The sequence below is a fragment of the Glutamicibacter sp. FR1 genome (genome assembly GCF_047300825.1).
GTDB classification, from domain to species: Bacteria; Actinomycetota; Actinomycetes; order Actinomycetales; family Micrococcaceae; genus Glutamicibacter; species Glutamicibacter nicotianae.
On sequence record NZ_CP178602.1, the window covers coordinates 2,787,592 to 2,812,290 of the forward strand.

25 protein-coding genes are annotated in these 24,699 nt (G+C 64.7%); 8 read left to right on the top strand and 17 right to left on the bottom strand.

What is annotated here, in order from left to right; all coding sequences use genetic code 11:
- Positions 1 to 4 precede the first annotated feature (4 nt).
- From ppgK to mmsB, 4 genes are all read right to left on the bottom strand, one after another.
- Positions 5 to 814, bottom strand: coding sequence for a polyphosphate--glucose phosphotransferase (gene ppgK, locus ACLQ8T_RS13390; RefSeq protein ID WP_413454908.1), 810 nt, complete (start codon positions 812 to 814; stop codon positions 5 to 7).
- Positions 815 to 884: 70 nt separating this feature from the next.
- Positions 885 to 1,949 carry an ROK family transcriptional regulator gene (locus ACLQ8T_RS13395; RefSeq protein ID WP_413454909.1) on the bottom strand — a complete coding sequence of 355 codons (1,065 nt, stop codon included), beginning with the start codon at positions 1,947 to 1,949 and terminating at the stop codon, positions 885 to 887.
- Positions 1,950 to 1,958: 9 nt separating this feature from the next.
- A complete protein-coding gene (locus ACLQ8T_RS13400; RefSeq protein WP_413454910.1) occupies positions 1,959 to 3,077 on the bottom strand; it encodes an alcohol dehydrogenase catalytic domain-containing protein in 1,119 nt (372 codons plus the stop codon).
- A 2-nt stretch (positions 3,078 to 3,079) separates the two neighbouring features.
- Positions 3,080 to 4,024, bottom strand: coding sequence for a 3-hydroxyisobutyrate dehydrogenase (gene mmsB / locus ACLQ8T_RS13405; RefSeq protein WP_413454911.1), 945 nt, complete (start codon positions 4,022 to 4,024; stop codon positions 3,080 to 3,082).
- A gap of 140 nt (positions 4,025 to 4,164) precedes the next feature.
- Here mmsB and ACLQ8T_RS13410 point away from each other — a divergent pair, with 140 nt between their 5' ends.
- Entirely contained in the window at positions 4,165 to 5,094 is a 930-nt protein-coding gene (locus ACLQ8T_RS13410) for a LysR family transcriptional regulator (protein ID WP_239543407.1), read from the top strand.
- Here ACLQ8T_RS13410 and ACLQ8T_RS13415 read toward each other — a convergent pair.
- Together ACLQ8T_RS13415 and ACLQ8T_RS13420 are read right to left on the bottom strand one after the other, a co-directional pair.
- A complete protein-coding gene (locus tag ACLQ8T_RS13415) occupies positions 5,091 to 5,633 on the bottom strand; it encodes an AAA family ATPase (RefSeq protein WP_413454912.1) in 543 nt (180 codons plus the stop codon). The genes ACLQ8T_RS13410 and ACLQ8T_RS13415 overlap by 4 nt on opposite strands.
- 192 nt (positions 5,634 to 5,825) lie before the next feature.
- The gene (locus tag ACLQ8T_RS13420) at positions 5,826 to 7,205 is read right to left on the bottom strand and encodes an MFS transporter (RefSeq protein ID WP_413454913.1); all 1,380 of its coding nucleotides are present in this window, start codon (positions 7,203 to 7,205) and stop codon (positions 5,826 to 5,828) included.
- 171 nt (positions 7,206 to 7,376) lie between these two features.
- On the opposite strand from ACLQ8T_RS13420, the gene ACLQ8T_RS13425 reads away from it, so the two are divergent.
- Entirely contained in the window at positions 7,377 to 7,730 is a 354-nt protein-coding gene (locus ACLQ8T_RS13425; RefSeq protein WP_204722893.1) for a CHY zinc finger protein, read from the top strand.
- Here ACLQ8T_RS13425 and ACLQ8T_RS13430 read toward each other — a convergent pair.
- The 3 genes from ACLQ8T_RS13430 to ACLQ8T_RS13440 form a co-directional block, all read right to left on the bottom strand.
- Positions 7,727 to 8,176 carry a universal stress protein gene (locus tag ACLQ8T_RS13430; protein WP_204722894.1) on the bottom strand — a complete coding sequence of 150 codons (450 nt, stop codon included), beginning with the start codon at positions 8,174 to 8,176 and terminating at the stop codon, positions 7,727 to 7,729. The two genes, ACLQ8T_RS13425 and ACLQ8T_RS13430, sit on opposite strands and share 4 nt — an antisense overlap.
- A gap of 45 nt (positions 8,177 to 8,221) precedes the next feature.
- Positions 8,222 to 9,433 carry an NAD(P)/FAD-dependent oxidoreductase gene (locus ACLQ8T_RS13435; protein ID WP_413454914.1) on the bottom strand — a complete coding sequence of 404 codons (1,212 nt, stop codon included), beginning with the start codon at positions 9,431 to 9,433 and terminating at the stop codon, positions 8,222 to 8,224.
- Positions 9,434 to 9,553: 120 nt separating this feature from the next.
- Complete coding sequence (locus tag ACLQ8T_RS13440; protein ID WP_413454915.1) at positions 9,554 to 11,437, bottom strand: BCCT family transporter; 1,884 nt, start codon at positions 11,435 to 11,437, stop codon at positions 9,554 to 9,556.
- Positions 11,438 to 11,694: 257 nt separating this feature from the next.
- On the opposite strand from ACLQ8T_RS13440, the gene ACLQ8T_RS13445 reads away from it, so the two are divergent.
- The gene (locus ACLQ8T_RS13445) at positions 11,695 to 12,879 is read left to right on the top strand and encodes a S8 family serine peptidase (protein WP_413454916.1); all 1,185 of its coding nucleotides are present in this window, start codon (positions 11,695 to 11,697) and stop codon (positions 12,877 to 12,879) included.
- 1 nt (position 12,880) lies between these two features.
- Entirely contained in the window at positions 12,881 to 13,114 is a 234-nt protein-coding gene (locus ACLQ8T_RS13450; RefSeq protein WP_066141456.1) for a hypothetical protein, read from the top strand.
- Positions 13,115 to 13,118: 4 nt separating this feature from the next.
- Here the strand turns inward: ACLQ8T_RS13450 and purU are convergent, their stop codons facing one another.
- The 6 genes from purU to glyA form a co-directional block, all read right to left on the bottom strand.
- Entirely contained in the window at positions 13,119 to 13,979 is an 861-nt protein-coding gene (gene purU / locus ACLQ8T_RS13455) for a formyltetrahydrofolate deformylase (protein WP_413454917.1), read from the bottom strand.
- Between the two features lie 194 nt (positions 13,980 to 14,173).
- The gene (locus tag ACLQ8T_RS13460) at positions 14,174 to 14,782 is read right to left on the bottom strand and encodes a sarcosine oxidase subunit gamma (RefSeq protein WP_413454918.1); all 609 of its coding nucleotides are present in this window, start codon (positions 14,780 to 14,782) and stop codon (positions 14,174 to 14,176) included.
- A complete protein-coding gene (locus ACLQ8T_RS13465; RefSeq protein ID WP_413454919.1) occupies positions 14,775 to 17,672 on the bottom strand; it encodes a sarcosine oxidase subunit alpha family protein in 2,898 nt (965 codons plus the stop codon). Before ACLQ8T_RS13465 ends, ACLQ8T_RS13460 begins: the two co-directional genes overlap by 8 nt.
- A complete protein-coding gene (locus ACLQ8T_RS13470; protein WP_038991587.1) occupies positions 17,669 to 17,968 on the bottom strand; it encodes a sarcosine oxidase subunit delta in 300 nt (99 codons plus the stop codon). The genes ACLQ8T_RS13465 and ACLQ8T_RS13470 overlap by 4 nt, the downstream gene beginning before the upstream one ends.
- An 11-nt stretch (positions 17,969 to 17,979) precedes the next feature.
- A complete protein-coding gene (locus ACLQ8T_RS13475) occupies positions 17,980 to 19,197 on the bottom strand; it encodes a sarcosine oxidase subunit beta family protein (RefSeq protein WP_413454920.1) in 1,218 nt (405 codons plus the stop codon).
- Between the two features lie 2 nt (positions 19,198 to 19,199).
- A complete protein-coding gene (gene glyA, locus ACLQ8T_RS13480; protein ID WP_413454921.1) occupies positions 19,200 to 20,516 on the bottom strand; it encodes a serine hydroxymethyltransferase in 1,317 nt (438 codons plus the stop codon).
- Between the two features lie 150 nt (positions 20,517 to 20,666).
- Here glyA and ACLQ8T_RS13485 point away from each other — a divergent pair, with 150 nt between their 5' ends.
- Complete coding sequence (locus ACLQ8T_RS13485) at positions 20,667 to 21,326, top strand: GntR family transcriptional regulator (RefSeq protein WP_121867298.1); 660 nt, start codon at positions 20,667 to 20,669, stop codon at positions 21,324 to 21,326.
- Here ACLQ8T_RS13485 and ACLQ8T_RS13490 read toward each other — a convergent pair.
- On the bottom strand, positions 21,323 to 21,802 hold the full coding sequence (locus tag ACLQ8T_RS13490) for a PucR family transcriptional regulator (RefSeq protein ID WP_413454922.1): 480 nt from the start codon (positions 21,800 to 21,802) through the stop codon (positions 21,323 to 21,325). The genes ACLQ8T_RS13485 and ACLQ8T_RS13490 overlap by 4 nt on opposite strands.
- Positions 21,803 to 22,263: 461 nt before the next feature.
- Entirely contained in the window at positions 22,264 to 22,680 is a 417-nt protein-coding gene (locus tag ACLQ8T_RS13495; protein WP_413454923.1) for a PucR family transcriptional regulator ligand-binding domain-containing protein, read from the bottom strand.
- On the opposite strand from ACLQ8T_RS13495, the gene ACLQ8T_RS13500 reads away from it, so the two are divergent.
- The 3 genes from ACLQ8T_RS13500 to ACLQ8T_RS13510 all read left to right on the top strand — a co-directional run bounded on the left by ACLQ8T_RS13500 (position 22,648) and on the right by ACLQ8T_RS13510 (position 24,698).
- Positions 22,648 to 23,175: a hypothetical protein gene (locus ACLQ8T_RS13500; protein WP_413454924.1), complete on the top strand. Its 528-nt coding sequence runs from the start codon at positions 22,648 to 22,650 to the stop codon at positions 23,173 to 23,175. The two genes, ACLQ8T_RS13495 and ACLQ8T_RS13500, sit on opposite strands and share 33 nt — an antisense overlap.
- An 83-nt stretch (positions 23,176 to 23,258) precedes the next feature.
- Complete coding sequence (locus ACLQ8T_RS13505) at positions 23,259 to 23,723, top strand: nucleoside deaminase (protein ID WP_413454925.1); 465 nt, start codon at positions 23,259 to 23,261, stop codon at positions 23,721 to 23,723.
- A 180-nt stretch (positions 23,724 to 23,903) separates the two neighbouring features.
- Positions 23,904 to 24,698 (top strand): creatininase, encoded by a 795-nt coding sequence (locus ACLQ8T_RS13510; protein ID WP_413454926.1) that lies wholly within the window; start codon positions 23,904 to 23,906, stop codon positions 24,696 to 24,698.
- The last annotated feature ends 1 nt before the right edge of the window (position 24,699 follow it).

The window sequence follows — 24,699 nt, forward strand, 5'->3', positions numbered from 1 at the left end:
GTTCCTAGTTGCCGGGATTCAGCGCGCGATGCGCGGCGCCCAATACCCCGGCGGCGTTGTTGAAGCGGGCGGGCACGATCTTGGCACGCAGTTCCAGCTGCGGCAGGAATTTCTCGTGGTCTTCGGAGATCGCTCCGCCGATAATGATCAGATCCGGGCTGCAGAGGAATTCCACATGGGACAGGTAGCGCTGCAGGCGGGCGATGTACTGTTCCCAGCTGAGGTTTTCCTCGCGCATGACTCGCGCGGCGGCCTTGCTCTCGGCATTGAAGCCGTCGATTTCGAGGTGGCCGAATTCGACGTTAGGGAAGAGCACTCCGTCGCGGAAGAAGGCCGAGCCAATGCCGGTGCCCAGGGTCAGCAGCAAGGTGCTGCCCTTGACAGGCTTGCCATTCTCGGCTCCCGCACCCGCGTAGACCTCGGCGACGCCGGCGGCATCCGCGTCATTGAGCACAAAGACGTCGCGGCCCAGGAGCGCACTGAACGAGGCGGTGACATCCAAGCCGATCCAGGCCTTGTCGATATTGGCCGCCGAGTGCACGACGCCGTCGATGACGATGCCGGGCACGGTGACACCGGCGGGGATCCCGGCCAGCTCATCGCCGGTGAGCTCCTGCAGGTCGGCAATGATTCCTGTCATCACCTGGGCGACGGCCTCCGGATGCGCGCCTTCTGGGGTGGCGGCCTTGCTGAAGGTGCTCTCAACGAGCTTGCCGTCGGTTCCAACCAATCCGTACTTGATGGACGAGCCGCCCAGATCAAGGCCGATGGCAGCGAACTGCGACGTGGATGCCGATGCGTCAGATGGTGCCATCAGTGGTCTCCCCGGTGATGCAAATAGAATTTTAAGGACTCTTTACAATATATAGCTTGGATCACTTTGGTCAACGTGCCCGGTAATTTTCCCACAAGTTGCCCATGGCGAGCTCCCGGGCACCAGCCAGTGCCCCGCGTGCCGCGGCTTCGGTTCCCAATGCGGAAAGCTGCACATGGACCGGCTTGGGCAGCAACCCATTCAGCTCGCTCTCCAGTGCGGCGCACAATTCAGGGGTCAGGCCCGGACCGATGGCCACCACCCGCTGCGGATCGACGAAGCCAATCAAGTTGGCCAGGACCTGGCCGAACGGCGCAAGGAATGCCGACCAGTTCCGTTCGTCGGCCAGCTTCTCCCAGAGCACGCGGGTCTGGAACATCCCCGCCTCGGCGAGCGCTTCGCGCAGGTTTGTCCCGCCCACCAGCTGGGTCTCCAGCTCGCCAGCGGTGCCGTGCTTGCCGCGGTGCAGCGCACCGTCGATGACCAGTCCTGCGCCCAGGCCAGATCCGATATAGATCATCATCAAGGAGTCTGCCTGCTCCCCCGCTTCGGCCAGGGCCATCCAGTTCACGTCGTTATCCAGCAGCACCGGAACACCGTCAGCAAATTGGCCTGCAAGGTCAGCTCCGGAGGAAGGGAAAATCGGGGTAGCCAGCACGCGCAGCTCGCCATCGCGCTCCACCGGGGCCGATTGGCTCACGGCCGCGGCCAGCAGCGGGGAGCCGAGCTCGGCGGCCACGCGCGAAATCTCCCTGGCACCCATTTGCGCTACTTCCGCTGCGGTGTTTTGCGCGGTGAGCGGGTAGAGGCGGTCCACCAGGGTTTCCCCTGCCAGGTCGGTGGCGCGGACCTGCAGGAATTCAGCCTGCAGGCACAAGGCCAGCAGGTGGCCGAAGCTGCTGTCCAGCGCATAGTGCTCTGGTACGCGTCCGCGCTTGGGCTCGTTTTCCCGCTCGATGGCCAACGCCAACCCGTTCTCCTGCAGGCGCGAAATCGCCTGCGATGCGGTGGGCTTGGAGATGCCCAGATCCGCGGCGATCCGGGTCCGTGTCGCCGGGGCCTTGCAGAGGTAGTCGAAGACCCGGATGTCGGTCAGGGTTGCCAGGGCACGGGGCCCCTCAGTGGAATCAGTCACCCACCAATCCTACTGGGCTTCCTCCCCGATTCCGGGCAGCAGAACTTGGCGTACCGAGCGCCCGTCAGCCAGATCGTCGAGGGCTTCGTTGATCTGCGCCAGCGGCCTGGTCTCCACCAGCTTCTCTACCGGGAGCCTGCCTGCGCGCCAAAGCTGCTCGTAGTAGCCGATATCCTGCTTTGGCAGCGCAGAGCCCATATAGCTGCCGATAATCGTGCGGGCGCCGGCGGTCAGGGCCAATGGCTCGATGCTGCTCATCGCGCCCGGGGCCGGCAGCCCCACAGTCACCAGGGTTCCGCCCACGCCTGTGGCCTGCAATGCGGTTTCGAAGGCCCGCGGATGACCGGCGGCCTCAACCACGATCTGCGCACTGCGCTGCCCCAGCTCCTGCGGCGTGCAGGCTTCATCGGCACCCAAGGCCAGCGCGGCCGCCAGCTTCTGATCATTGGCATCAATGGCCAATATCCTGCCGGTAGTCCGCTGCCCGGCGGCCACCAGCAAAGCGGCCATGCCCACTCCGCCCAGTCCAATGATGGCCACATCCTCGGCACCTGTTGCCCTGGCGGCATTGCGCAGCGCGCCGCCGCCGGTGAGCACCGCGCACCCCAGCACCGCAGCCACCTCGGCCGGCACATCCACGCCCACCGGAACCAGGCTGCGCGCATCCATCACCGCGTAATCGGCAAAGGCCGAGACGCCCAGGTGGTGGTGGACCGGCTTGCCATCGAGCATCAGCCGGCGAGCGCCAGTCAGCAGGGTTCCAGCGGTGTTGGACGCGGTGCCGGCGCTGCACGGCAGCTTGCCTCCGGTGGCGCAGGCTGCGCAGTTCTCGCAGCGTGGCAGGAAGACCGAGATCACCTGCTGGCCGATGTCCAGCTGAACCCCTTCGCCAACCTGCTCGATGATGCCGGCCGATTCATGCCCGAGCACCATCGGCACCGGACGCGGCCGGTTCCCGTCGATGACCGACAAATCCGAATGGCAGAGTCCGGCAGCCGTAATGCGCACCAGCACTTCCCCGGGGCCGGGGTCGCCCAGCTTCAGCTGGCGGATGGCCAGCGGCCGGTGCTCGGCATAGGGGCGCTGGTTCTGCGTGTGCCCCAGCACCGCTGCCTGGATCTGGCGCATGCTCAGCCCTCAGCTGGCTGCTTGGCCTTGGCCGGTTCCGGGCTCCACCCGCGCGCGGCGCCATCAGGCAGCAGATTCTTCACAATCAGCGAGCAGTCCTTGTCCCCCAGCCCCTGCTCGATCAGTTCGTCGAAGTGTTCGCGGGCCAGGGTTGCTGCCGGCAGCCGCACCCCGGTGCTTTCGCCGGCATCCAAGGCCAGCCCGACATCCTTGCGTGCCAGATCGGTGCGGAAGGTCGCTTCGAAGTTGTTGTTCGCCGCAGCGGTATCGATGATGCCGGGCACCGGGTACCAGGTCTGCTGGGCCCAGGAACGGCCCGAGGAGACCGAGGCGATCTGCCAGAAGACCTCGGGATCCAGGCCCAATGCCTCGGCCAGCTGGGAACCCTCGGCGCTGGCCATCAGGTCGATGAACAGCATCATGTTGTTGCAGATCTTGGCGGCAATGCCCATGGAGGGCCCGCCTGCGACGATGGTCTTGCCGCTCATCGGGGCGATGAATCCGGCGGCCCGTTCCATCAGTTCCGGTGCACCGCCGAGCATGAAGGCCAGGGTCCCCGCCGCGGCCCCGGAGATGCCGCCGGATACCGGGGCATCAACGAAGTGCAGTCCACGTTCGGTGGAGCCTGCGTGGATGTAGCGGGAAGTTTCAATGTCCACCGTGGAGGAATCCAGCAGGAGCATGTCCTTGGTGGCGTTGGCCCAGATGCCTGCCTCGCCCTCGTATACCGAGCGCACATGCGCGCCCTTGGGCAGCATAGTGAATACAGCATCGGCATGCTCCATGGCCTCGGCCACCGAGCCGGCGATCTGCACCCCGCCTCGAGCCGCGGCGGCACAGGCCTCCGCGTCCAGGTCGTAGCCGCGCACCTGGTGCCCGGCGGCCACCAGATTCGCTGTCATCGGTCCGCCCATGTTGCCCAGGCCAATCCATGCGTACGTGCTCATCTGCACACCCTTCATCGTTGTGTACTACCCGTTCAGGCCAGCGTAGGATGACGGTCGGGCCGGACTCAATGGACCCCGGCACGGCAATTGCGCAAGCCCGGTGTGCGCTAGCGCACACCGTCCATGGCAGACTGTGGTCTATGGACCGTCAGATCGATTACCGCCATCTCGAATCACTCATTGCCCTGCTGACCGTTGCACGACTGGGCCGCTACACCGCCGCCGCGAATGTCCTCGGGGTGAACCACTCGACGATTTCCCGCCGCATCGATGCCCTGCAAAAGGCGATGGGCGGCCACCTGCTCACGCGCACCCCCAACGGCTGGGAACTGACCGATCTGGGACGCCGGGCGATGGCCAGCGCGGAAACCATCGAGCAGGCAGTGGAGGCCATCGGCGCCGAGAAGGACTCCGGAGCGCTGGCAGGCCATGTGCGCGTCGCTGCCCCCGATGCATTCAGCGCGCACCTAGCTGCCCCGGCACTGGCCAGGCTCCAGGTAAAGCATCCGCAATTGGTCTTCGAGATCGTCTCGGAAACCACCCGTGCACGGCAGACGCGTACCGGCATGGACTTGGAGATTGTCATCGGCGAACCCCATGTCCGCAAGGCGGCTTCGATGAAGCTCCTGGATTACGAGTTGCGGCTCTTCGCCACTGCCGAATATCTGGAAAGCCACGGAACGCCAAGATCCATCGAGGATCTGGCAGGACATAGCTTGAACTACTACATCGATACCGCTCTGACGGTGGACAAGCTTGATGATGCCACCAGCGCCCTGCCACCGATGCGCCGCTCCATTTCTTCCACGAGCATCGCGGTGCAATATGCGGCCACCATGAACCATGCCGGCATCGGGCTGCTGCCAACATTCCTCTCCCGGCACTACCCCAATATGATTCCGGTGCTGCACGACGAGTTCACCTTCCGCTCCGAATATTGGCTGGTGGGACGCGACGAGGCTTTGCGCAGCCGTGCGGTTCAGGAAACGGTTCGCGCACTGAATGATGCTGCCACCGCCGGCGACTGGTTCATTCCGCCGTTCCCCGTGCCGAGCACGTCCGGAAGCTAGGGCGTTCGGGCTGGTTCCCAGTCAATGATGGCTTGGCACATCCGTGCTGTTGATTGCGCGCTGTCCAGGCGGAGCACCGGACGGGACTCGTCCTTCAACCATGCCTCGTGGTGCGCGCGGCTGCGTCCGGCGAACTCCGAGTCATCGTAGCCAGCCGCCCACAGCATGAATTGCTCCACAGCCTTTGGATCCGGGTCTTGCCCGGACTGCCGAAGTTGCTCGCGTTCGGCAAGCCGTCGCAGGCGCTCGTCGGGATCCAGCGTCAAGAACACGAAGGCATCGCATTCGGCCAGCACATCATTCCCCCACCCCTGCATGGATCCCGAAAGCACCCATGCGCTGCGTGGCATGAAGATCTCATGCATGAGCTTGGAGCGTTCAGCTGGCGCTCGCTGCTGGGAGTAGGGCGGGTCAGTAGGGGGCCAGAAATAGTCGTCGCTATCGGCATGCGGAACTGACCAGGCGTTCGCCACGGCACGGGCAAGAGTCGTCGTACCACTACCGCTGGCACCGAAGATATTCAGCCTGCACTGCTTCATCTGGAGATCCCCTGCCTGGCTGCTTTCTCATTGTTCTCCCGATGGCTCCGATGCCACCAGCAGCATGTGGCTACCAGAATTGCAGATCGAACCAGTCCCGGCAAACAATCTCTCTGCCCGTTGGATGCGGGCACGCCAAAGGCCAGTCCCTGCAACGGAACTGGCCTCCGGCTTGATGTTCGCTCCTCCGACTTACTTCTGCATCTTCATTTCGGCGCTCGAAGCGTCCCCGCCGTTCAACGCCAAGCGGTCAGCCTCGTCGATCTCGCCGAGATCCAGCCCCTTGGTTTCCTTCATGAAGTACACCGCCACCAAGGTGACTGCTGCGGCGAAGACAATGTACCCGGCGACCGGTACCCAGGATCCGTAGACCTTCAGCAGGAAGGTTGCGATGATCGGTGCCATCGAACCGGCAACAATCGAGGTGACCTGGTAGCCCAGCGAGACACCCGAGTAGCGCATGCGGGTCGGGAACATTTCCGCCATGATGGCCGGCTGCCCGGCATACATCAGGCCATGCACGAACAGACCCAGCATGATGGTGGCCAGGATGACCGCATCGTTTCCAGTGTTGAACAGCGGGAAGGCTGCCACGCCCCACACTGCCATGAGCACCACGCCGGTGGCATAGACCGGTCGGCGTCCGCGGCTGTCGGTGAAGCGTCCAACAATTGGCACCAGGATGGCGTGGAAGACGTGTGCCACAAGCATCAGGCCCAGAATTGTGGAGGTGTCCATCTTCAGCTGGGTGGCCATGTAGGTGATGGAGAAGGTGACCACCATGTAGTACATGATGTTCTCGCCGAAGCGCAGCCCCATGGCGGTGAACACCCCGCGCGGGTAGCGCTTGAATACTTCGCCCACGCCATAGCCGGCGGCCGCGTTCTGTTCCAGCTCCGCCTTGGCTTCCTTGAAAATCGGGGCATCGGAAACACGGGTGCGGATGTAATAGCCCACTACCACGATGACCACCGAAAGCCAGAAGCCGATGCGCCAACCCCATGCCAGGAAGGCAGCCTCGCTGAGCGTTGCCGAGAGCACCAGCAGCACCACCGTGGCCAGCAGGTTGCCCACCGGCACTGCTGCCTGCGGCCAGGAAGACCAGAATCCGCGTTCCTTGTTTGGTGCGTGCTCTGCAACCAGCAGCACCGCGCCGCCCCATTCCCCGCCTACCGCGAAGCCCTGGGCGAAGCGCAGCACGATCAGCAGCACCGGCGCGGCGTAGCCGATGGAGTCGAAGGTGGGCAGGCAGCCCATCAGGAACGTGGTTGCGCCAACGAGAACGATGGCAACCTGCAATAGGTGCTTGCGTCCGTACTTGTCACCGAAGTGGCCGAAGACGATGCCGCCGATCGGGCGGGCGATGAATCCGACCGCGTAGGTCAGGAAGGCCTTGATGATGTTATCCAGATCGTTGCCCGTATCCGGGAAGAAGATCTTGTTGAAGACCAGCGTCGCCGCCGTCGCGTAGAGGAAGAATTCATACCATTCGACGACGGTGCCAGCCATGGAGGCTGCTACGACCCGGCGCAATCCCTTGCGCTCGGCCTTCGATGACGTTTCGCTTGCCACTGTGCGTTCCTTCCGCCTTCGCCAGTACCTCCTGCGGGACCAGCTTCATCAGCGAGTATGGCCTAGATCACATGGCGAAAGATAGGCGGAAAGAGGCATAGTTGGAGGCAGTTTCTGCACATTCAGCGTGCATTTTTGCACATGGCATGGCCACTCGCGGAAGGGTTGACGATGACAGCTTGGGAAAACCCAGCGCACCAGGTCACGTTGCGCGGCGTGCGCATGGACGTGCACACCCGTTGCGCCCACTACCACTCGCTGATCGATGTGATTGCGTTGAAGCACCACTGCTGCGGCATCTACTATCCCTGCCACCTATGCCATGGCGAACTGGCCGGCCACGAAGCGATGCCGTGGCCGGCGGACAAATTTGATGAGCCTGCGGTGCTCTGCGGGGTCTGCAGCACGCAGCTGAGCCCTGCCCAGTATCTGGAAGCCGATTCCTGCCCCAACTGCCAGGCGCTATTCAATCCCGGCTGCAAGGCGCATCGGCACCTGTACTTCGAGGTGGAATCTGGAGCCTAGTCCCACGGCAGGTCGTTCTCCTCTGCAGGCTGTTGCGGAACCACCAGCACCGGCCGATGCTGCTTGTGGGCCAGCGCCACGGCAATCGAGCCGTCGAGCAGCTGGGCCATCTTGCTGCGGATCCCCGGACGGCGGGTGCCGATGACGATCATCTGCGCATCCAGCTGCTCCGCCACCGCCGCCAGCACCTTGGCCGGTTCACCGGGCACCGTATAGCTCTCGAACTCCACGCCGGTCACCACCGAAGCGATTTCCCAGGCGAGCTCCTCGGAGACCGAATCTGCCGAGGCCAGCAAGTCGCCTTCGGACAGTTTGTCGGTCACCAGTCGTCCGTAATCTGCATGGATGCACACCAATCGTGCATCCAGCCCGCGAGCCAGCGAGGCGGCCGCCGCCAATACCGCCGGCGACATGCCTTTTTCCACGCCAACGACCATGGTGCTCATCAGCTATTCCTGCTTTCCTAGTCGGTCCATTCCTTGCTGAAAATCCTATAAATCACCGAGGTCGATATCCGGATCCGCCAGCGAGGCGGCTGGCACCGTCTTACCCACCAGCTCACGCAGGCGATCATTGACGTCCCAGATATTCACATTTGCCGCCGCGGTGATCTTCTCGCCATCTTGCCAGAACAACAAGAATTCTCCGCTTTCCATGCTGCCGCGGACTACCGATACGTTATCTGGGGAATTATGCCCCACATATTCCATTCCCAGATCGAATTGGTCCGTGAAGAAATACGGCAACCAGTCATAGGATGCGTCGGCACCGGTGAGCGTCGCGGCCGCCAGCTTGCCCTGGCGGATCGCGTTGTCCCAGTGCTCCACGCGCAATTGGGCGCGCAGCTTGGTATTGAACGCCTGGGCGATATCCCCGATGGCCAGAATCTTAGAGTTGCTGCTGCGCAGCGACGCATCGACCACCACCCCGTGATCCACTGCCAGCCCGGCAGTCTCGGCCAGTTGCAGATTGGGTTTGGCACCAATAGCCAGCAGCACCACATCGGCACGCGATGAGCCGGCATCCGAAAGCACCTGCAGGTGCCCGTCGACCTGCTCGATGCCCTGCACGCGTGCGGTGCGCACATCCACTCCATTGGACTGGTGCAGCTCCCGCAGGTGGTTCCCGAAGCGTTCTCCGAAGACCTTGGCCAACGGCACCTCGGACGGTGAATAGACGGTGACCCGGGCTCCGCGCTGGCGTGCGGTGGCAGCGACTTCCATGCCGATCCAGCCCGAACCGATGACCGCCACCTGCGCGCCCTCGACCAGTTTTTCGCGCAGCGACTGGGCATCTTCCAGCGTGCGCAGCACGTGCACGCCTGGCAGGTCATAACCGGGCATTGGCGAGTCCCCGCCCACGCTGGCCCGCGAACCGGTGGCCAGCACCAGTTGCCCGTAATCCACCGCGCTGCCATCAGCCAGCAGCACCTGCTGCTTGCCGGTCTCCACGCTGATTGCGGCGGTTCCCAGCCGGAGGGTGACCTCCTGCGCTGCGTACCACTGCGCGTCATGCACGGTGAAGTCTTCTGGCTCGTCATTGCCCTGCAAGAAGCCCTTGGACAGGGGCGGACGCTCATAGGGCAGGTGCGATTCCTCGCCAATCAGGATGATCGGGCCGGCATGTCCCCGCTCGCGTAGTGCTGCCACCGTACTGGCGGCGGCAAGCCCGGCACCAACGATGACTATCGACTCCTGGTCCATGGAACAACCCCTCTGCTTCCCGCCGCGGTGACGGCCCGCGGCCAGTGGATAGTGCTTGTCACCTTGATCCTCACACCCCGATGCCCTGCTTGGCAAGGCATCGGAGGCCAGACCACGGACCTAGTCGTCACTTGGCTTCACGTGCCGGGATTTTGCTTCTGATTCCACGCGCTTGCCGAAGATCCCGCGCGTGCGCGAGACCCGGTAGTCGATACGGTCATCGACGTAGCGGCGCAGTTCGGGCTGCTCGTCCAAGGCGCCCCACAGCTCATCGGAGACGTGCTCGGTGACCCGCGCCAGCCGGCGCTTCTGCTCGATGACTTCCAAGGCCCGGCTTTCATGGCGCAACCCCTTGATCGTGGCCACCGACATCATGATCATGATGATGCTGAATGGCAAGGCCGTGGCCAGCGAACCGGCCTGCAGCGTCTGCAGCCCGCCGGCCACCAGCAAGGCAGCGGCCAGCACGCCTTCGAGCACCGCCCACATCACCCTGGACCAGGTCGGCGGGTTCGGGTGCCCGCCGGAGGCGAGCATGTCGACCACCAGCGAGCCGGAGTCCGAAGAGGTGATGAAGAAGATCGCGACCAGCAAGATCGCCACCACCGACAGGATCGAACCCAGCGGCAAGGCTTCAAGCACCTGGAACAGCGACCCCTCCGCGGAGACCGCGCCATCCTCGACCATATCCCCGGCGCCGAAGAACTGGCGGTACAGCCCCGACCCGCCCATGACCGAGAACCAGAGGAAACCGACTATGGTCGGCACCAGCAGCACGCCGGTGACGAACTGGCGCACGGTACGCCCGCGCGAAATGCGGGCAATGAAGATGCCCACGAACGGTGCCCAGGCGATCCACCAGCCCCAGTAGAAGACCGTCCAGCTGGAGAACCAGGTGGCCGATTCCTCACCCTGCTGGAAGGCACCCACGTCGAAGGTCATGTTCATGAAGTTGGCCAGGTACACGCCCAGGGACTGCACGAAATTCTGGAACAGGAACAGCGTCGGGCCCAGCAGCAGCACGCTGATCATCAGCAGGCCTGCCATGGACAGGTTGATGTTCGACAGCCACTTGATCCCGGCGCCCAGGCCGCTGACCACGCTCATGGTGGCCAGGAACGTGATGACCACGATCAGGATGACCAGCAGCGTGTTATCCACCGAACCGACCAGTCCGATCGCCTTCATGCCCGAGCTGATCTGCTGCACGCCCAGGCCCAGGGAGGTGGCCACGCCGAACACCGTGCCGAAGATGGCCAGTACATCAATCACATCTCCAAGCCAGCCCTTGACCCGATCTCCCAGGATCGGTTCCAGCGCCCAACGGATGGACACCGGGCGCCCGCGGCGGTGGATCGCGTAGGCCAAAGCCAAGCCGATCACCGCGTAGATGGCCCACGGGTGCAGGCCCCAGTGGATGAAGGTCTGCGCCATGGCCAGTCCGGCCAGCTCCGATTCGCTGCCTTCCCAACCCGGCTTCGGATCCACGGTGGCGTACATCAGAGGTTCGCCGACCCCGTAGAAGACTAGGCCAATGCCCATGCCGGCGGCGAAGAGCATCGCGAACCAGCTAAACAAGCCGAATTCGGGTTTCTCTCCGTCATTGCCCAGGGTGATCCGCCCGAGCTTGGAGAAGCCGATGGCGATCACCAGCGCCACGAAGCCGCCGATGATCAGCATGTAGTACCAGCCCAGGTTGGCTACGATCCAGTTCTGCACGGCGTTGAAAGTCGTGTCCGCCGCGTTGGGCGCGAGGATCGCGAAGACCGCCACAGCCAGGATCACCAGCAGCGCCGGCCAGAAGACCGCAGGGGCGATCCCGCCCTTGCCTAGGCGCACGCCCTGCCGGCGCAGCTTCGCGGTGATCTGCTCGTCGGTGTCGTCCTCGGCAATGTGCATGTGCACCGGGATCGGCGCGGTATGCGGGGATGCTTCCAGCGCAGCATTTGCGTGCTGCCCATTATCTGCTTCGGGAGGTTCAACTTCGTCAATGTTCTTCGTCATGGTCCAGGCTCCTTCACTCAGAGAAATGCCCTAGGACTTCCACCCTTGTTCTTTCGCCGCGAAGATTCAAGTGGCCAGCGAAGAATAGTGACTTCTTTCTGCCAGTCGGGCATCGCCGGGCAGTGCGCCGCGGTTGCTGTGCGCTGCATAGGTGCTTGTTGCCAGGCATGGCAGTTTGTCCATGCCACCGGGTACAGTGCGAGGTACCTCGTAGGCCTTGGCATGAAAGTCTCTCGGAACCAGCAAGGAGCCCCGTCATGTACAGCAACCAGACCCGTCAAGCGACCGTCGCCGAAATTCCCAACCGCTACGTCTTGGTCTTCGACCGGCAGGAATCCGGAGCCCCGGGCATCGCAGCAGCCCAGCGCGAATCAGAACTTCCGCAGCTGCTGGCTGAACAGGGCTATTCCAGTACCGAGTACTTCCCGATGCTGGGCATCGCTGTGGTCACCAGCTCGGCTGACCAGCTTGAGGACTTCCGCCAGCGCTGCGCAGGGCACAAGCTGCCAGCCTCGGTGGTACCCGAGCTGGTCTACCGGATCCTGCCCGACGCCCCGGCCGCTACGCACTCCTATGCGGACACCGGCCAACTCACCTGGGGCCTGCAGGCCGTAGGCGCTTCGCTTTCGGGCTACACCGGCAAGGGCATCAACGTGGCCGTCTTGGATACCGGTTTTGACAGTGCGCATCCGGACTTCGCAGGCCGCACGGTGACCGCCAAGTCCTTTGTCGCAGGCGAGGACGCCACTGACGGCCATGGACATGGCACCCACTGCATCGGCAGCGCCTGCGGTCCGCGCGAACCGCAGCAGGGTCCGGGCTACGGGGTCGCCTCGGAAGCCAATATATTCGCTGGAAAGGTGCTGGGCGCCGATGGCTCAGGTTCGGACTCCACGATCCTGGCCGGCATCAACTGGGCACTGGAAAACAAGTGCGAGGTCATCTCCATGTCGCTGGGTGCTGATGTGAGAACTGTGCACCCGCCCTATGTCACTGCCGGACGCCGCGCCTTGGAGCTGGGCTCCTTGATCGTGGCGGCCGCCGGAAATAATGCACAGCGCTCTGCCGGGAACCCGGGATTCGTCGGCGCACCGGCCAACAGCCCGTACATCATGGCCGTAGCGGCTTTGGACTCGAAGCTGGCCGTGGCGGACTTCTCGGCCCAGGCGTTGGACACCGACGGCGGCGAGGTGGATATTGCAGGCCCTGGCGTTGCTATCTACTCTTCGTGGCCCGGCGCCAAGCGGTACAACACCATCAGCGGAACGTCCATGGCCACCCCGCATGTGGCCGGCGTGGCAGCGCTGCTGGCCGAATCCACCGGCCTGCGCTCCCAGCAGCTGTGGGACAAGCTGGTGGCAACTTCCCGCGATGTCTCCCTGCCGGCCATGGATGCCGGAGCCGGGCTGGTCCAGGCCCCGGCCGGAGCGGAAGGCCAATAGGATGTGCGGCGACACAGTGCATATCTATGTGATCACCGTGGCGGCCACGGTGGCCCCCGAGTCCATCGTTGATGAGCTGGCGGCCCACGGGCTGCGGGTTAAACAGGTGCTCGCTGCCCTGGGCCAGATTATCGGCGAGGGCAGCGAGCAGGTGGCCGCAGCGCTGCGCCAGCTCGACGCGGTCGAATCGGTGGATGCCGAGCAGCACTACCGGGCGATCGGCGAGGAGCGCTAGCTAGCTAGCGCAGGATGACCGTGCGGTTTCCGTAGAGGAAGACCCGGCCCTCGCAGTGCCAGCGCACTGCATTGGACAGCGCCTTGCACTCGGTGTCGCGGCCGGCAGCCACCAGGTCCTGCGGGCCGAAGGTATGATCCACCTCGACGACCTGCTGGGCGATGATCGGGCCCTCATCCAGCTCGGAGTTCACGTAGTGGGCGGTGGCGCCCACGGTCTTCACGCCGCGCTCCCAGGCCTGGTGGTATGGCTTGGCGCCCTTGAAGGAAGGCAGGAAGGAGTGGTGGATGTTGATCGTCTTGCCGGTCAACTCGCGCGAGAGCTCGTCGGAGAGCACCTGCATGTAGCGGGCCAGGACCACCAGCTCCGCTTCGTGCTTGGCAATCAGCGAGAGCAGCTCCGCCTCGGCCTGCGGCTTGGTCTCCTTGGAGATCGGCACATGGTAGTACGGGATGCCGTGCCACTCGACCAGCGACCGGCTGTCTTGGTGGTTGGAGACCACCGCGACGATCTCGATCGGCAATTCGCCGGTGCGGGCACGGAAGAGCAGGTCGTTGAGGCAGTGGTCGAACTTCGAGACCATGATCAGCACCTTGGTCTTCTCACCGCGTTCGCGCAGCTGCCAGTCCATCTCGAACTGCTGCGCCACCTCGGCGAATTCTGCACGCATCTGCTCCAGCAGGTCGGCCTGCCCCTCGCCGGCGAAGTCCACGCGCAGGTAGAGCCGGCCGGCGGCCATGTCGTCGAATTGCTTGAGCTCGACGATGGTGCGTTCGTGCTTCAGCAGGAATCCGGTGACCGCGTTGACGATCCCCATTCCCTCGGGGCATTGCAGGGTCAGCACGTGGCGGATTTGCTCGCTCATGATTGCTTCAGGTCCTTTCGGCTAGCGGGTTAGACAGCACTGTGCCAGAGCCGGTGTCCGAACGCCACGAACTGGCCGGATTGTGGCTTTGCGTGCTTGTGCTTTGGTCTTTGCGGGTACAGGCCAGTCCGGCCCCGCCCCGGCGTCGGGACGGGGCCGGATCAGCCGGTGCGGCTACGGAACCGGTGGTGCGGCTACGGAACCGGTGGTGCGGCGAACTCCGCCATGGCGTCGATCAGCCAGTGCACGGTGTGCTCGGTGAACGATGCGCGCGGGAAAATCCGCCAGCTGGTTTCGCCGGTGCGCCACAGCAGCACCGGAATGTTCGCCAGCGAGGTGGTGATCGCCTGGTTCACGCCGAAGGCTCGCGGGTGCAGGTCCGCCGGGCAGCTCTTGCGCAGCACCAGCGGCGCATCCGGGCCTTCCAGTTCCAGCACCGAGCGGTTGGCCGAGAGGTCGACTACCTGCCCGGGCTCATCGCCCAGGGCGGCGGCAAGCGCACCTGCCAGTTCGGCGTTCTCCGGGCTGGTGGCCAGGAACTCGTCCGGGCTCAGCCAGAGCACCGCAGTGCCCGATACGTCGCCGGCCACCTGGCCCACCGTGGCGGGCAGGCCCACGCCGGTGGCCGCGGACAGCGCCGCGTGGGCTGCCCCGCCCGGTGCGTTGCGCAGCGAGATCTGGGTCGTGAACGCGATTTCGCGCAGGGACACTCGGCCGGCGACGCTGGCCGCGTCCATCTGGGCTGCCAGGTGCTGCGCCGGCGAGCGGCGCACGTCGGTGTCAATCAGGGTGTCGTTAGCCATCACGGCGGCTTCCTTCCGGGTCGAAGAGAACGAGTTCGGAGACCTGGACGTCGACCAGCTGGCCGCCAACCGGGGTCTTGAGCACTTCGCCGATGCGGTTGCGCCCATTCTTGATCAGCGCCAGGCCGAAGGTGCGCCCAAGGGCCGGCGAGTTGTACGAGCTGGTGACCCAGCCTTCCATCGGGGTGATGCCATCGGTGGCCAGCGCGTCGGCGGCCACCAGCGCGGCGCCTTCGGGCAGGCGCAGCGAAGAGTCCACCGGCAGCACCGAAACCAGGTGCTTGCGGTCCTCGCGCACATTGTCCTCGCGGCTGTAGGAGCGCTTGCCGACGAAGTCCTTGAGCTTGGAGACCACCCATTCCATGCCTGCATCCTGCGGGGTCACCGTGCCGTCGGTATCCTGGCCGACGATGATGAATCCCTTCTCGGCGCGCAGCACGTGCATGGTTTCGGTGCCGTACGGGGTGATGTTGAATTCCTCGCCGGCGGCGTACACATCTTCCCAGACGCGCAGCCCATGCCAGGCAGGGATCGCGATCTCGAAGGCCAGTTCGCCGGAGAAGGAGATGCGGCTGATCCGCGCCTCGATCCCGGAGTCCAGCACCACGTCCTTGAAGGCCATGAACTTGAAGCCCTCGTTGGACACGTCCACCGAGCTGGCCAGCTTCGCGATGACCTCCCGGGACTTCGGCCCGACAACCGCGACGGTGGCCAGCTGCTCGGTCACCGAGGTGCAGGTGACGTCCAGTTCAGGCCATTCGGTCTGCAGCCATTCTTCCAGCCAGTCCAGCACGTCGGCGGCGCCGCCGGTGGTGGTATGCATCAGGAAGCGGTCCTCGGCCAGGCGCAGGGTCACGCCGTCGTCGAAGATCATGCCGTCGGCCTTGCACATCACGCCGTAGCGTCCCATGCCGACTTTCAGCTTGGTGTAGCCGTTGGTGTAGATGCGGTTGAGGAACTCGGCGGCGTCCTTGCCGCGGATCTCGATCTTGCCCAGCGTGGTGGCATCGAGCATGCCCACAGAAGCGCGCACCGCGGCGGATTCGCGGTAGACCGCCTCGTCCATGCTCTCGCCCGGCTGCGGGTAGTACCAGGCGCGCTTCCACTGCCCGACGTCCTCGAACTCGGCGCCGTGCTCCACATGCCAGGAGTGCATCGGGGTGATGCGTGCCGGATCCAGCAGCTGCCCGCGGGTGCGTCCGGCCAGCGCCGCGAAGGCCACCGGGGTGTACGGTGCGCGGAAGGTGGTAGTGCCGATCTGTGCCGGGTTCTCGATGCCCAGCACCGCGGCGATCACACCGATTGCCGCGACGCCCGAGGTCTTGCCCTGGTCGTTGGCGGTGGAGATCGAGGTGTACCGCTTGATGTGCTCCACGGACTGCATGCCGGCGCCGGTGGCGCGCAGCACGTCGGCGACGGACTGGTCGCGCTGCAGATCCACGAAGTGGGTCTTGTAGTTCGCGGCGTCGTCGCCGTTCAGCGACGGCACCAGCCAGACCGGACGGGTTTCCCCGGCCGGGGCTGCTACCGCCTGCGGAACTTCTGCGATGCGCTGGAAGCCTGCTGCGCTGGCGGCCGCGGCGCCGGTGGCGGCCCCGGTGCTCAGCGCACTGGCGGTGTCGAAACGGCCAGTGACAGCGCCGGCCAGGTGCTGGTTGGCCACTGCGGCGGCCGGGACGAAGGCGTGGATCGCAGTGTCCCAGTCCAGCTTGCCCTGGCGCTGGGAGTGCAGGTGCACCACCGGGTTGAAGCCGCCGCCCACGGCCAGCACGTCGGCCTCGAAGCGCCGCGGCGCGCCGAGGTTTCGCTGCTCGTCCAGCTCGGCGACGGTCACTGCCGACAGCTCGCCGGAGGCGTCGGACTCGGTGTCCACCACGACGGAGCCGGTCAGCACGGTGACCCCGTCGGCCACTGCTTCCGCGGCGGCCGCAGAGACGGTGGTGCGTGCGTCGATCACTGCAACCACCCCGCCGGTGGCTGCCAGCTCGGAGACCAGCGGGTAGACCGAGTCGTTGGTGGTGGCCACCACGATCTGCTGACCGGCGCGCACGCCGTAGCGGTTCAGGTAGCTGCGCACCGCGCCGGCGAGCATGATGCCCGGGCGGTCGTTGTTCTCGAACACGATCGGGCGCTCGTGGGCGCCGGTGGCCAGCACGACCTGCTGGGCGCGGATGTGCCAGATACGTTCGCGGGAAACGCCGTCGCCGGCCGGCCCGTCCAGATGCACGGTGCGGCGCTGCGCGGCGATCAGGTAGTTGGCATCGTAGGAGCCGAAGACGGTGGTGCGCTGCAGGTGGGTGGTCTCCTCGGCGGCTGCCAATTCGGCGGCGACTGTGTCGATCCACGCCGCGGCGTCCACGCCGTCGATCTGCTCGCCGGCCGCATCGCGCAGGGTGCCACCGGCTTCGGCACGCTCGTCGAGCAGCATTACCCGGGCGCCGGAGCGCGAGGCCTCGCGGGCAGCGGCCAGGCCTGCAGGCCCGGCGCCGACCACCAGCACGTCGGTATGCACGTGGACGTGGTCGTAGTAGGCGGGGTCCTCGTTCGGATCCAGCACGCCCAGTCCGGAGAGCAGGGTGGCGTTCAGCGATTCGGTGACCGGGACGGTGGTGGCAGGCAGCATCGACTCGGCGATGTCCTGGCTGTGCCGGGCGTCGACGGTGATCAGCGCGTTGGGTTCCTCGACGCCGGCGGCGAAGATGCCGCGCGGGCGGTCCAGATACAGCGAGTTGCCGCATGAACGCATCCCGTTGGCCAGCATTGCGCTGGCCACGGTGTCGCCGCGGAAGGCGGAAAGCTGCTGCCCGTTCACTCTCAGGGCCAGTGCTTCCTCGCGGTTAATGCGGGCGCCGGCGCTGTGCGCGGCGGCAAGGCGCTGGGACTTGCTCATCGGGTGCCTCCTTCGGTGGCCTGGATTTCTGGACGTGCTTCGCCGGCACGGTAGACGGCTTTGAATTCGTAGGTGACGGTGTCGCGCAGGGCGTTGAACCACTTGCGGCAGCCGCCGGAGTGGACCCAGCGTTCGGCGAAGATGCCCTTCTTGTTCTGCCGGTAGAACAAGTAGCGCGACCATTCCTTGTCGCTCAGCGCGTTCGGATCCTCCGGATAGGCAACGTGGGCTTCTCCCCCGTATTTGAATTCGTTCTCGTTGCGTGGCCCGCAGTTCGGGCAATCAATCAGCATCATGGCGGTTGCTCCTAGTGTGCGACGGCTGCTGCGCCGTGCTCGTCGATGAGGTGGCCGGTTTCGAAGCGCTCCAGGCTGAACGGCTTGTTCAGCCCATGAGGCTCGTCGTGGGCGATGGTGTGCGCCATGGTGAAGCCGGCGCCCGGGGTGCCCTTGAATCCGCCGGTGCCCCAGCCGCAGTTCACGTACAGGTTCTGGATCGGGGTCTTGGAGACGATTGGCGAGGCGTCCATGGTGGTGTCCACGATGCCGCCCCAGGTGCGCAGCACGTGTGCCCGGGCGAAGATCGGGAACAGTTCCACCGCGGCGGCCATCTGCTCCTCGATCACGTGGAACGCGCCGCGCTGGCCGTAGCCGTTGTAGCTGTCGATGCCCGCGCCCATGACCAGTTCGCCCTTGTGAGCCTGGGAGACGTAGACGTGGATGTGGTTGGACATGACCACCGTCGGGTGCACCGGCTCGAACAGCTCGGAGACCAGGGCCTGCAGCGGGTGGGACTGGATGGGCAGCTCGAAGCCTGCCATTTCGGCCAGCACAGAGGAGTGCCCGGCACCGGCGAGAGCGACCTTGCCGGCATTGATGGTGCCACGGGTGGTCTTCACGCCGGTGACCTTCTCGCCATCCTTGATGAATCCGGTGACTTCGCAGTTCTGGATGATGTCAACGCCCATTTCGTTGGCCTTGCGGGCGAACGCCCAGGCCACGTGGTCGTGCTTGGCGATGCCGGCGCGCGGCTGCCAGGTCGCGCCCATGACCGGGTAGCGGATGTTGTCGCTCACGTTGATGATCGGGCAGGCTTCCTTGACCTGCGATGGGTCCAGCCATTCGGCGTCCACGCCGTTGAGCTTGTTGGCTTCCACGCGGCGCACTGATTCGCGCACATCCCCGAGGGTGTGGGCCAGGTTCATCACGCCGCGCTGGGAGAACAGGAAGTCGTATTCCAGGTCCTCGGGCAGCTGTTCCCACAGCTTCAGCGACTTCTCGTAGATGCCTGCCGACTCGTCCCAGAGGTAGTTGGAACGGATGATGGTGGTGTTGCGGGCCATGTTCCCGCCGGCCAGCCAGCCCTTTTCCAGTACCGCCACATTGGTGATGCCATGGTTCTTGGCCAGGAAGTAGGCGGTGGCCAGGCCGTGCCCGCCGCCGCCGACGATGACTACGTCGTAGGACTTCTTCGGTTCCGGATTGTTCCAGAGGAATTCCGGGTGTTCTGGGAGCAAATCAGCCATGATTATTCCGCTACTTTCTTGAGATTTGGGTAGAGTGGGTGGGCTTCAGCCAACGCCAGAACACGTTCCTTCAGCTCTGGCAGTGCAGCCGTATTGCCGTCGGCCCCAGCAATCAACGCCTGCGCAATAATCTCCGCAACCTCAGCAAACGCAGCCTCGGAAAAACCACGCGTCGCCAATGCCGGAGTACCAATGCGCAGGCCCGAGGTGACCATCGGCGGACGCGGATCAAACGGAACCGAATTACGATTCACCGTGATCTCCACCTGCGCCAGCAAATCCTCAGCCTGCTGGCCATCCAACTCGCTGTCACGCAGATCCACCAGCACCAAATGCACATCAGTACCACCAGTCAGCACGCTGATGCCCTTGGCTGCCACGTCGTCCCGGGTCAGGCGCTCGGCAAGGATCTTGGCACCAGCCAAGGTGCGCTGCTGGCGCTCCTTGAACTCTTCGGACGCAGCGATCTTGAAGGCTACAGCCTTGCCAGCAATCACGTGCTCCAACGGACCACCCTGCTGGCCTGGGAAGACTGCGGAGTTCAGCTTCTTGGCGATTTCAGCGTCGTTGGACAGGATGATGCCGCCACGAGGACCGGCGAGGGTCTTGTGGGTGGTCGAGGTGACCACGTGGGCATGCGGCACAGGAGACGGGTGCAACCCGGCGGCCACCAAGCCAGCGAAGTGCGCCATATCCACGAACAGGTAGGCGCCGACCTTGTCAGCGATGTCGCGGAAGCGCTTGAAGTCCAGCTGGCGTGGGTACGCCGACCAGCCGGCAACGATCATCTTTGGCTGGTTCTCCACGGCAAGGCGCTCGACCTCGTCCATGTCCACAACGTTGGTCTCTTCGTTCACGCCGTAAGGAACGATGTTGAACAGGCGGCCGGAGAAATTGATCTTCATGCCGTGGGTCAGGTGTCCACCGTGAGCCAGGTTCAGGCCCAGTACGGTGTCGCCTGGGCGAACCAGCGCGTGGTACACCGACGCATTAGCCTGGGCACCGGAATGCGGCTGCACGTTCGCGAACTTCGCCCCGAACAACTCCTTGAGGCGCTCAATCGCCAACGTCTCGATGACGTCGACTTCCTCGCAGCCGCCGTAGTAACGGCGGCCCGGGTAGCCCTCGGCGTACTTGTTGGTCAGCACCGAACCCTGCGCCTGCATGATGGCCTGCGCGGTGTGGTTCTCCGAGGCGATCATTTCCAGGCCGCGCTGCTGGCGAGCCAGCTCAGCGTCAATGCGCTGCGCCACCTCCGGGTCGAGATGCGCGAGGTCTGCGGTCAGGGAATCTGCCGCGAGTGTTGAAGCTTGTGCCATTGCCCATTCCTAAATGTATGAATTGCCGACAACTGATATATCAATCTGCAATTCACTGTATGATGGAACTCACACCCCGGTCAATGGGTAACCGAAAATATTTCAGCACGCAGTAACCCTGCGGAACAGAGCAAAGAAATCGGAGTCAGGATGACAATCACCACGCAGCTCCCCCTGGGTGCCGAATCGATGGCTGAGCGCGCCTACCAGGTCTTGCGCGACCGGCTCATCATGATGGACATCGCCCCCGGTGACCCGATCAACGAAGCCCAGCTGGTCGCCGAGCTCGGAATCGGCCGCACTCCCCTACGTGAAGCGCTCAAGCGCCTGGAGGTCGACCACCTGGTGCAGTCCTACCCGCGCCGCGGCACCTTCGCTAGCCGCGTGGATATCACCGAACTAGCTGATATCACCGAAGTCCGGCAGGCCCTCGAGCCTTTGGCCGCGGCCAAAGCCGCCACGCTCCAGGGAGGCAGCGCGCGGGCTGGCATCCAGGCCACCCTGGAGGCGGTCCAGCAGCTCTCGGGCGAAAATCTGCGACGCACGCTCATGGAAAACGACCTCGAAGTGCACCGGCTGATCTACCAGGCAGCCGGCAACCATCATCTGGAGCAGACGCTGATCCGCTTGGATAATCTGGCCACTCGTATCTGGTGCATGGCGCTGGATCGCCTGCCCAGTATCGATGAGCACATCGGCGAGCACGTAGCGCTGCTCCAGGCGATTCTCGATGGCCACGCGCAACGCGCGCAGGAACTGGCCCGGGAGCATATCGTCCATTTCGAGAAGTCGGTGCGATCCGTTCTCTAGGTCCCTACACGTGGCGTGCGCACGTGTTGCGGCCTGCCCATGGCCAGCCAGCGGGCCAGATGCACCCGCAGCAGCCGGCCGCCTTCATGCAGGTCGCCGCCGAGCAGCGCGAAGATCCTCGCCAGGCGCTTATGAAGCGTCTGGCGCTCCAGATAGAGCTGATGGGCTGCATTCGTCGTATTGCATCCGGCATCCAGCCACACCAGCAGCGTGGCCAGCCGCACGTTGCCGCGCTGGTCCTCGTACTGCAGCAAGTTCCCCAGCTGTTCTGTAATGAAATGATCCAGATCCTCCCGGTGCCCGAACTTCGCCGCCAGCCTCTCCAGCGCATGGTCCGACGCATCGCGCACCCTGCCCTGGTCCAGGGTGGACTCGGGAAATGATTCCACGACCAGTGCCTCGGCCAGGGACCACTGCGCGCGCCAGATCCCCTCGGCCGAAGGGCCGGCGCAGCATTCAACCGACAGTCCCGACAAGCCGCGGCGCAGGCTGGCGATCGCTTCCCTCCGGGCCCCGCGCGGATCACCCGAGGCGAGCGCGAGCAGCGCCTGGAGCCGGCGCGGATCCTGGCCATGTCGTAGCTTTGGAATACCAGCATCATCAACGGCTCGTCGCTGCCGATCGGCGCCTGCCGCGCCAAGTCAGCCACGAAGAGCCCGTCGGCGCCGATGGCAATGGCCTGCAGCAGCGACGTATTGGCCGCCTGCACCGCACTCGACCGGTAATGCTGGGCATAGGCCAGGCCGACGATGCTGCCCAACCGTTCGGCCACCAGCTCCAGCCGCTCAGCGGACACCGACTCGGAGCCGAGGAGCACCAGCCGGGCTGCAGTATCGCTGCCGATGAACAGGTCCGTGGCCACTTCCAACGCTTCGGCCTGCGCCACGCCAGCCTCGGCCGCCGGACTGGATTCGGCAATCATCCGGCCGCCCAATTCCTACAGCACCGCGCACGATCCCAGTGCCTGCTCGATCATTTCCAGCAGCTGCCGCAAGTTGGGTCCAGCCGAGGCCATGTGCCTGGCCAGCAGCTGGGCAATCTCGTCGTCCTGCTGCAGGGCCGAGGCGTACTCGGAGACGATGCGGCGGTTGGTTCCCTCGGCCAGTTCCACAAAGGGCACGGTGACTTCCAGCCGGAAAACCGGCAGCCCGATCTGCTGGGCATGCTCGATGAACCGCGCCGGGATCCTGGTTTCCGGAACCAGCGGCTCGAGCAACAAGGCCGCCACGCTGCGCTCGGACAGCGAATCCAGATAGGCCAGCTGTGCCTCGGGCTTCAGGTGAAAAACGGCTTCCCCGGTCGTGAGCAGCGGCTCGTTGCAGTGCAGCAGGCCTGCAATGCCGAACTTCTGCACAACTCCATTGCCTCCATCTCGGCCCGGGTCGCCACCCGGGGCGGCATCATGGCAGTGCCCTACTTCATTTTCGAGCGCAAGCACAAGGACTTCTCCTACCTGTTCCTCGATCCGAAGTCCTCACGCCTGAAGTCGGTCAACTGGTCGGCGTTCGTCGCCTTCGCCGCCGGCATCGTGATGACCTGGATGTGCATGTACGGCTCGGTTCCCGCACTGCAGGGCCCGATCGCCAGCGCCGTGGGCGGCATCGATTTCTCATGGCCGGGCGGAACGCTCACCGGCGCCGCGGTCTACTTCGCCCTGGGCTACCCCCGCTTCCGGGCCCGGATCAACGCCAGGGTTCCGCTGGGACTGAAGATGGACCTGTCCGAGGGTGCATTCATCAAGGAGTTCAGCAGCGCCGAGGACCCGCGCAAGGAGCAGCATGTGGCCAGCAGGCCGGCTGCTCTTCCCGAACCAGATGCCGCTCCAGAGAAGGCCCCGGCTGGCAGCTAACCTGCTGGAATAGAATATTCGGCTGGCGCCGACTCCGGAACCCCGGACGCGGCGCCAAGCACGTACAAAGAAAGGACGACCCGATGACCCAGGAAACGATGGACGAGACAGGCTACGAGGCGGCACTGCAGGCTGCGCGCGCCGGCGCTGCCGAAGGCGGCGTGCCGATCGGCTCCAGCCTGGCCGGAGCGGAAGGAGTCATCGCGGCCGGGCACAACCGGCGGGTGCAGCAGGGCGACCCGACCGCGCATGCCGAGATCGACGCTCTGCGCGCGGCCGGGCGGCGCAGCAGCTACCCCGACCTGACGCTGTACACCACGCTGGCTCCCTGCGCCCTATGCTCCGGGGCCATTGTCCTGTTCAAGATCCCGCGGGTGATCGTCGGCGAGGACCGCACCTTCAGCGGGGAGATCGCCTGGCTGCGCGAGCGCGGCGTGCAGGTCGAGGTCCTTCAGGACCAGCGCGCCGAAGCGCTGATGGAGCGCTTCATCGCCGAGCACCCCGAGATCTGGAACGAGGACATTGCCGAGGAGCCGGCTGGCAGCTGAGCGCTTGCCGCGGCCCGCGAAAGGAATTCAGCAGTTATTGGCAATTAACACTCTTGACTGTGAGATGCACCACTGGAATGATTCAGTGCAACAGTGTTGCACTCATCGCAACCAAAATTTTCCTGGATCTCGCAAGGCGATCACCCTTTCCCAACTCCTGCCATTGCCTAGGAGGCAACGATGCCCTCTGTGTTCATCGAAGAACTCGACGCCGAATCTTACGCCACAATGGTGGTCCGCGAAGGCTCGACCATCATCATCCCGACCGGAGCCACCGAGCAGCACGGCCCGCACATGCCACTAGGCGTGGACGCCATGCTGTCCAGGGCCATCGCCGGCATCGTGGCCGAGAAGATCGGCGCCCTGGTTGCTCCGGTCTTCTCCTACGGATACAAGTCCCAGCCGCGTTCCGGCGGCGGCAACCACCGGGTCGGCACGACGAGCCTGGGCGCCGCGGCCCTGACTGGCATGGTCGACGACGTGGTCACGTCCTTAATCGCCCAGGGCTTCACGAACGTAGTCGTGCTCAACGGCCATTTCGAGAACTACCAGTTCATCTACGAGGGCCTTGACAACGCCGTCGCCCGCGCCCGCGCCACGGGGTCCGAATCCCGTGCCGTACTGCTGTCCTATTGGGACTTCGTCGACGAGGCAACGTTGGAAAAGGTATTCCCTGACGGCTTCCTGGGATGGGATATCGAGCACGGAGGGGTGCTTGAGACCTCGCTGATGCTCCTGTTGCATCCGCAGAAAGTGGACATGACCCGCGTGGTGGACCACCCGCCGGCCAAATTGACCCCGTACGACATCTTCCCCGAGGATCCCGCGCGCACCCCGCCTACCGGCTGCCTCTCCAGCGCCGCCGGCGCCAGCGCCGAAAAGGGCCAACTGCTGCTGGATGCGGTCACGGCTGCCGTAGCCGATTCGCTCCAGGGCGAGCTGCTCCTGGGATCCATCCAGGTGGAGGTCGAGTAGC

Coding starts and splice junctions, on each gene's coding strand:
- ppgK (WP_413454908.1), bottom strand. CDS start 814: ATGGCACCATCTGACGCATCGGCATCCACGTCGCAGTTCGCTGCCATC.
- ACLQ8T_RS13400 (WP_413454910.1), bottom strand. CDS start 3,077: ATGCGCCAGATCCAGGCAGCGGTGCTGGGGCACACGCAGAACCAGCGC.
- mmsB (WP_413454911.1), bottom strand. CDS start 4,024: ATGAGCACGTACGCATGGATTGGCCTGGGCAACATGGGCGGACCGATG.
- ACLQ8T_RS13410 (WP_239543407.1), top strand. CDS start 4,165: ATGGACCGTCAGATCGATTACCGCCATCTCGAATCACTCATTGCCCTG.
- ACLQ8T_RS13415 (WP_413454912.1), bottom strand. CDS start 5,633: ATGAAGCAGTGCAGGCTGAATATCTTCGGTGCCAGCGGTAGTGGTACG.
- ACLQ8T_RS13425 (WP_204722893.1), top strand. CDS start 7,377: ATGACAGCTTGGGAAAACCCAGCGCACCAGGTCACGTTGCGCGGCGTG.
- ACLQ8T_RS13430 (WP_204722894.1), bottom strand. CDS start 8,176: ATGAGCACCATGGTCGTTGGCGTGGAAAAAGGCATGTCGCCGGCGGTA.
- ACLQ8T_RS13435 (WP_413454914.1), bottom strand. CDS start 9,433: ATGGACCAGGAGTCGATAGTCATCGTTGGTGCCGGGCTTGCCGCCGCC.
- ACLQ8T_RS13440 (WP_413454915.1), bottom strand. CDS start 11,437: ATGACGAAGAACATTGACGAAGTTGAACCTCCCGAAGCAGATAATGGG.
- ACLQ8T_RS13445 (WP_413454916.1), top strand. CDS start 11,695: ATGTACAGCAACCAGACCCGTCAAGCGACCGTCGCCGAAATTCCCAAC.
- ACLQ8T_RS13450 (WP_066141456.1), top strand. CDS start 12,881: ATGTGCGGCGACACAGTGCATATCTATGTGATCACCGTGGCGGCCACG.
- purU (WP_413454917.1), bottom strand. CDS start 13,979: ATGAGCGAGCAAATCCGCCACGTGCTGACCCTGCAATGCCCCGAGGGA.
- ACLQ8T_RS13460 (WP_413454918.1), bottom strand. CDS start 14,782: ATGGCTAACGACACCCTGATTGACACCGACGTGCGCCGCTCGCCGGCG.
- ACLQ8T_RS13465 (WP_413454919.1), bottom strand. CDS start 17,672: ATGAGCAAGTCCCAGCGCCTTGCCGCCGCGCACAGCGCCGGCGCCCGC.
- ACLQ8T_RS13470 (WP_038991587.1), bottom strand. CDS start 17,968: ATGATGCTGATTGATTGCCCGAACTGCGGGCCACGCAACGAGAACGAA.
- ACLQ8T_RS13475 (WP_413454920.1), bottom strand. CDS start 19,197: ATGGCTGATTTGCTCCCAGAACACCCGGAATTCCTCTGGAACAATCCG.
- glyA (WP_413454921.1), bottom strand. CDS start 20,516: ATGGCACAAGCTTCAACACTCGCGGCAGATTCCCTGACCGCAGACCTC.
- ACLQ8T_RS13485 (WP_121867298.1), top strand. CDS start 20,667: ATGACAATCACCACGCAGCTCCCCCTGGGTGCCGAATCGATGGCTGAG.
- ACLQ8T_RS13505 (WP_413454925.1), top strand. CDS start 23,259: ATGACCCAGGAAACGATGGACGAGACAGGCTACGAGGCGGCACTGCAG.
- ACLQ8T_RS13510 (WP_413454926.1), top strand. CDS start 23,904: ATGCCCTCTGTGTTCATCGAAGAACTCGACGCCGAATCTTACGCCACA.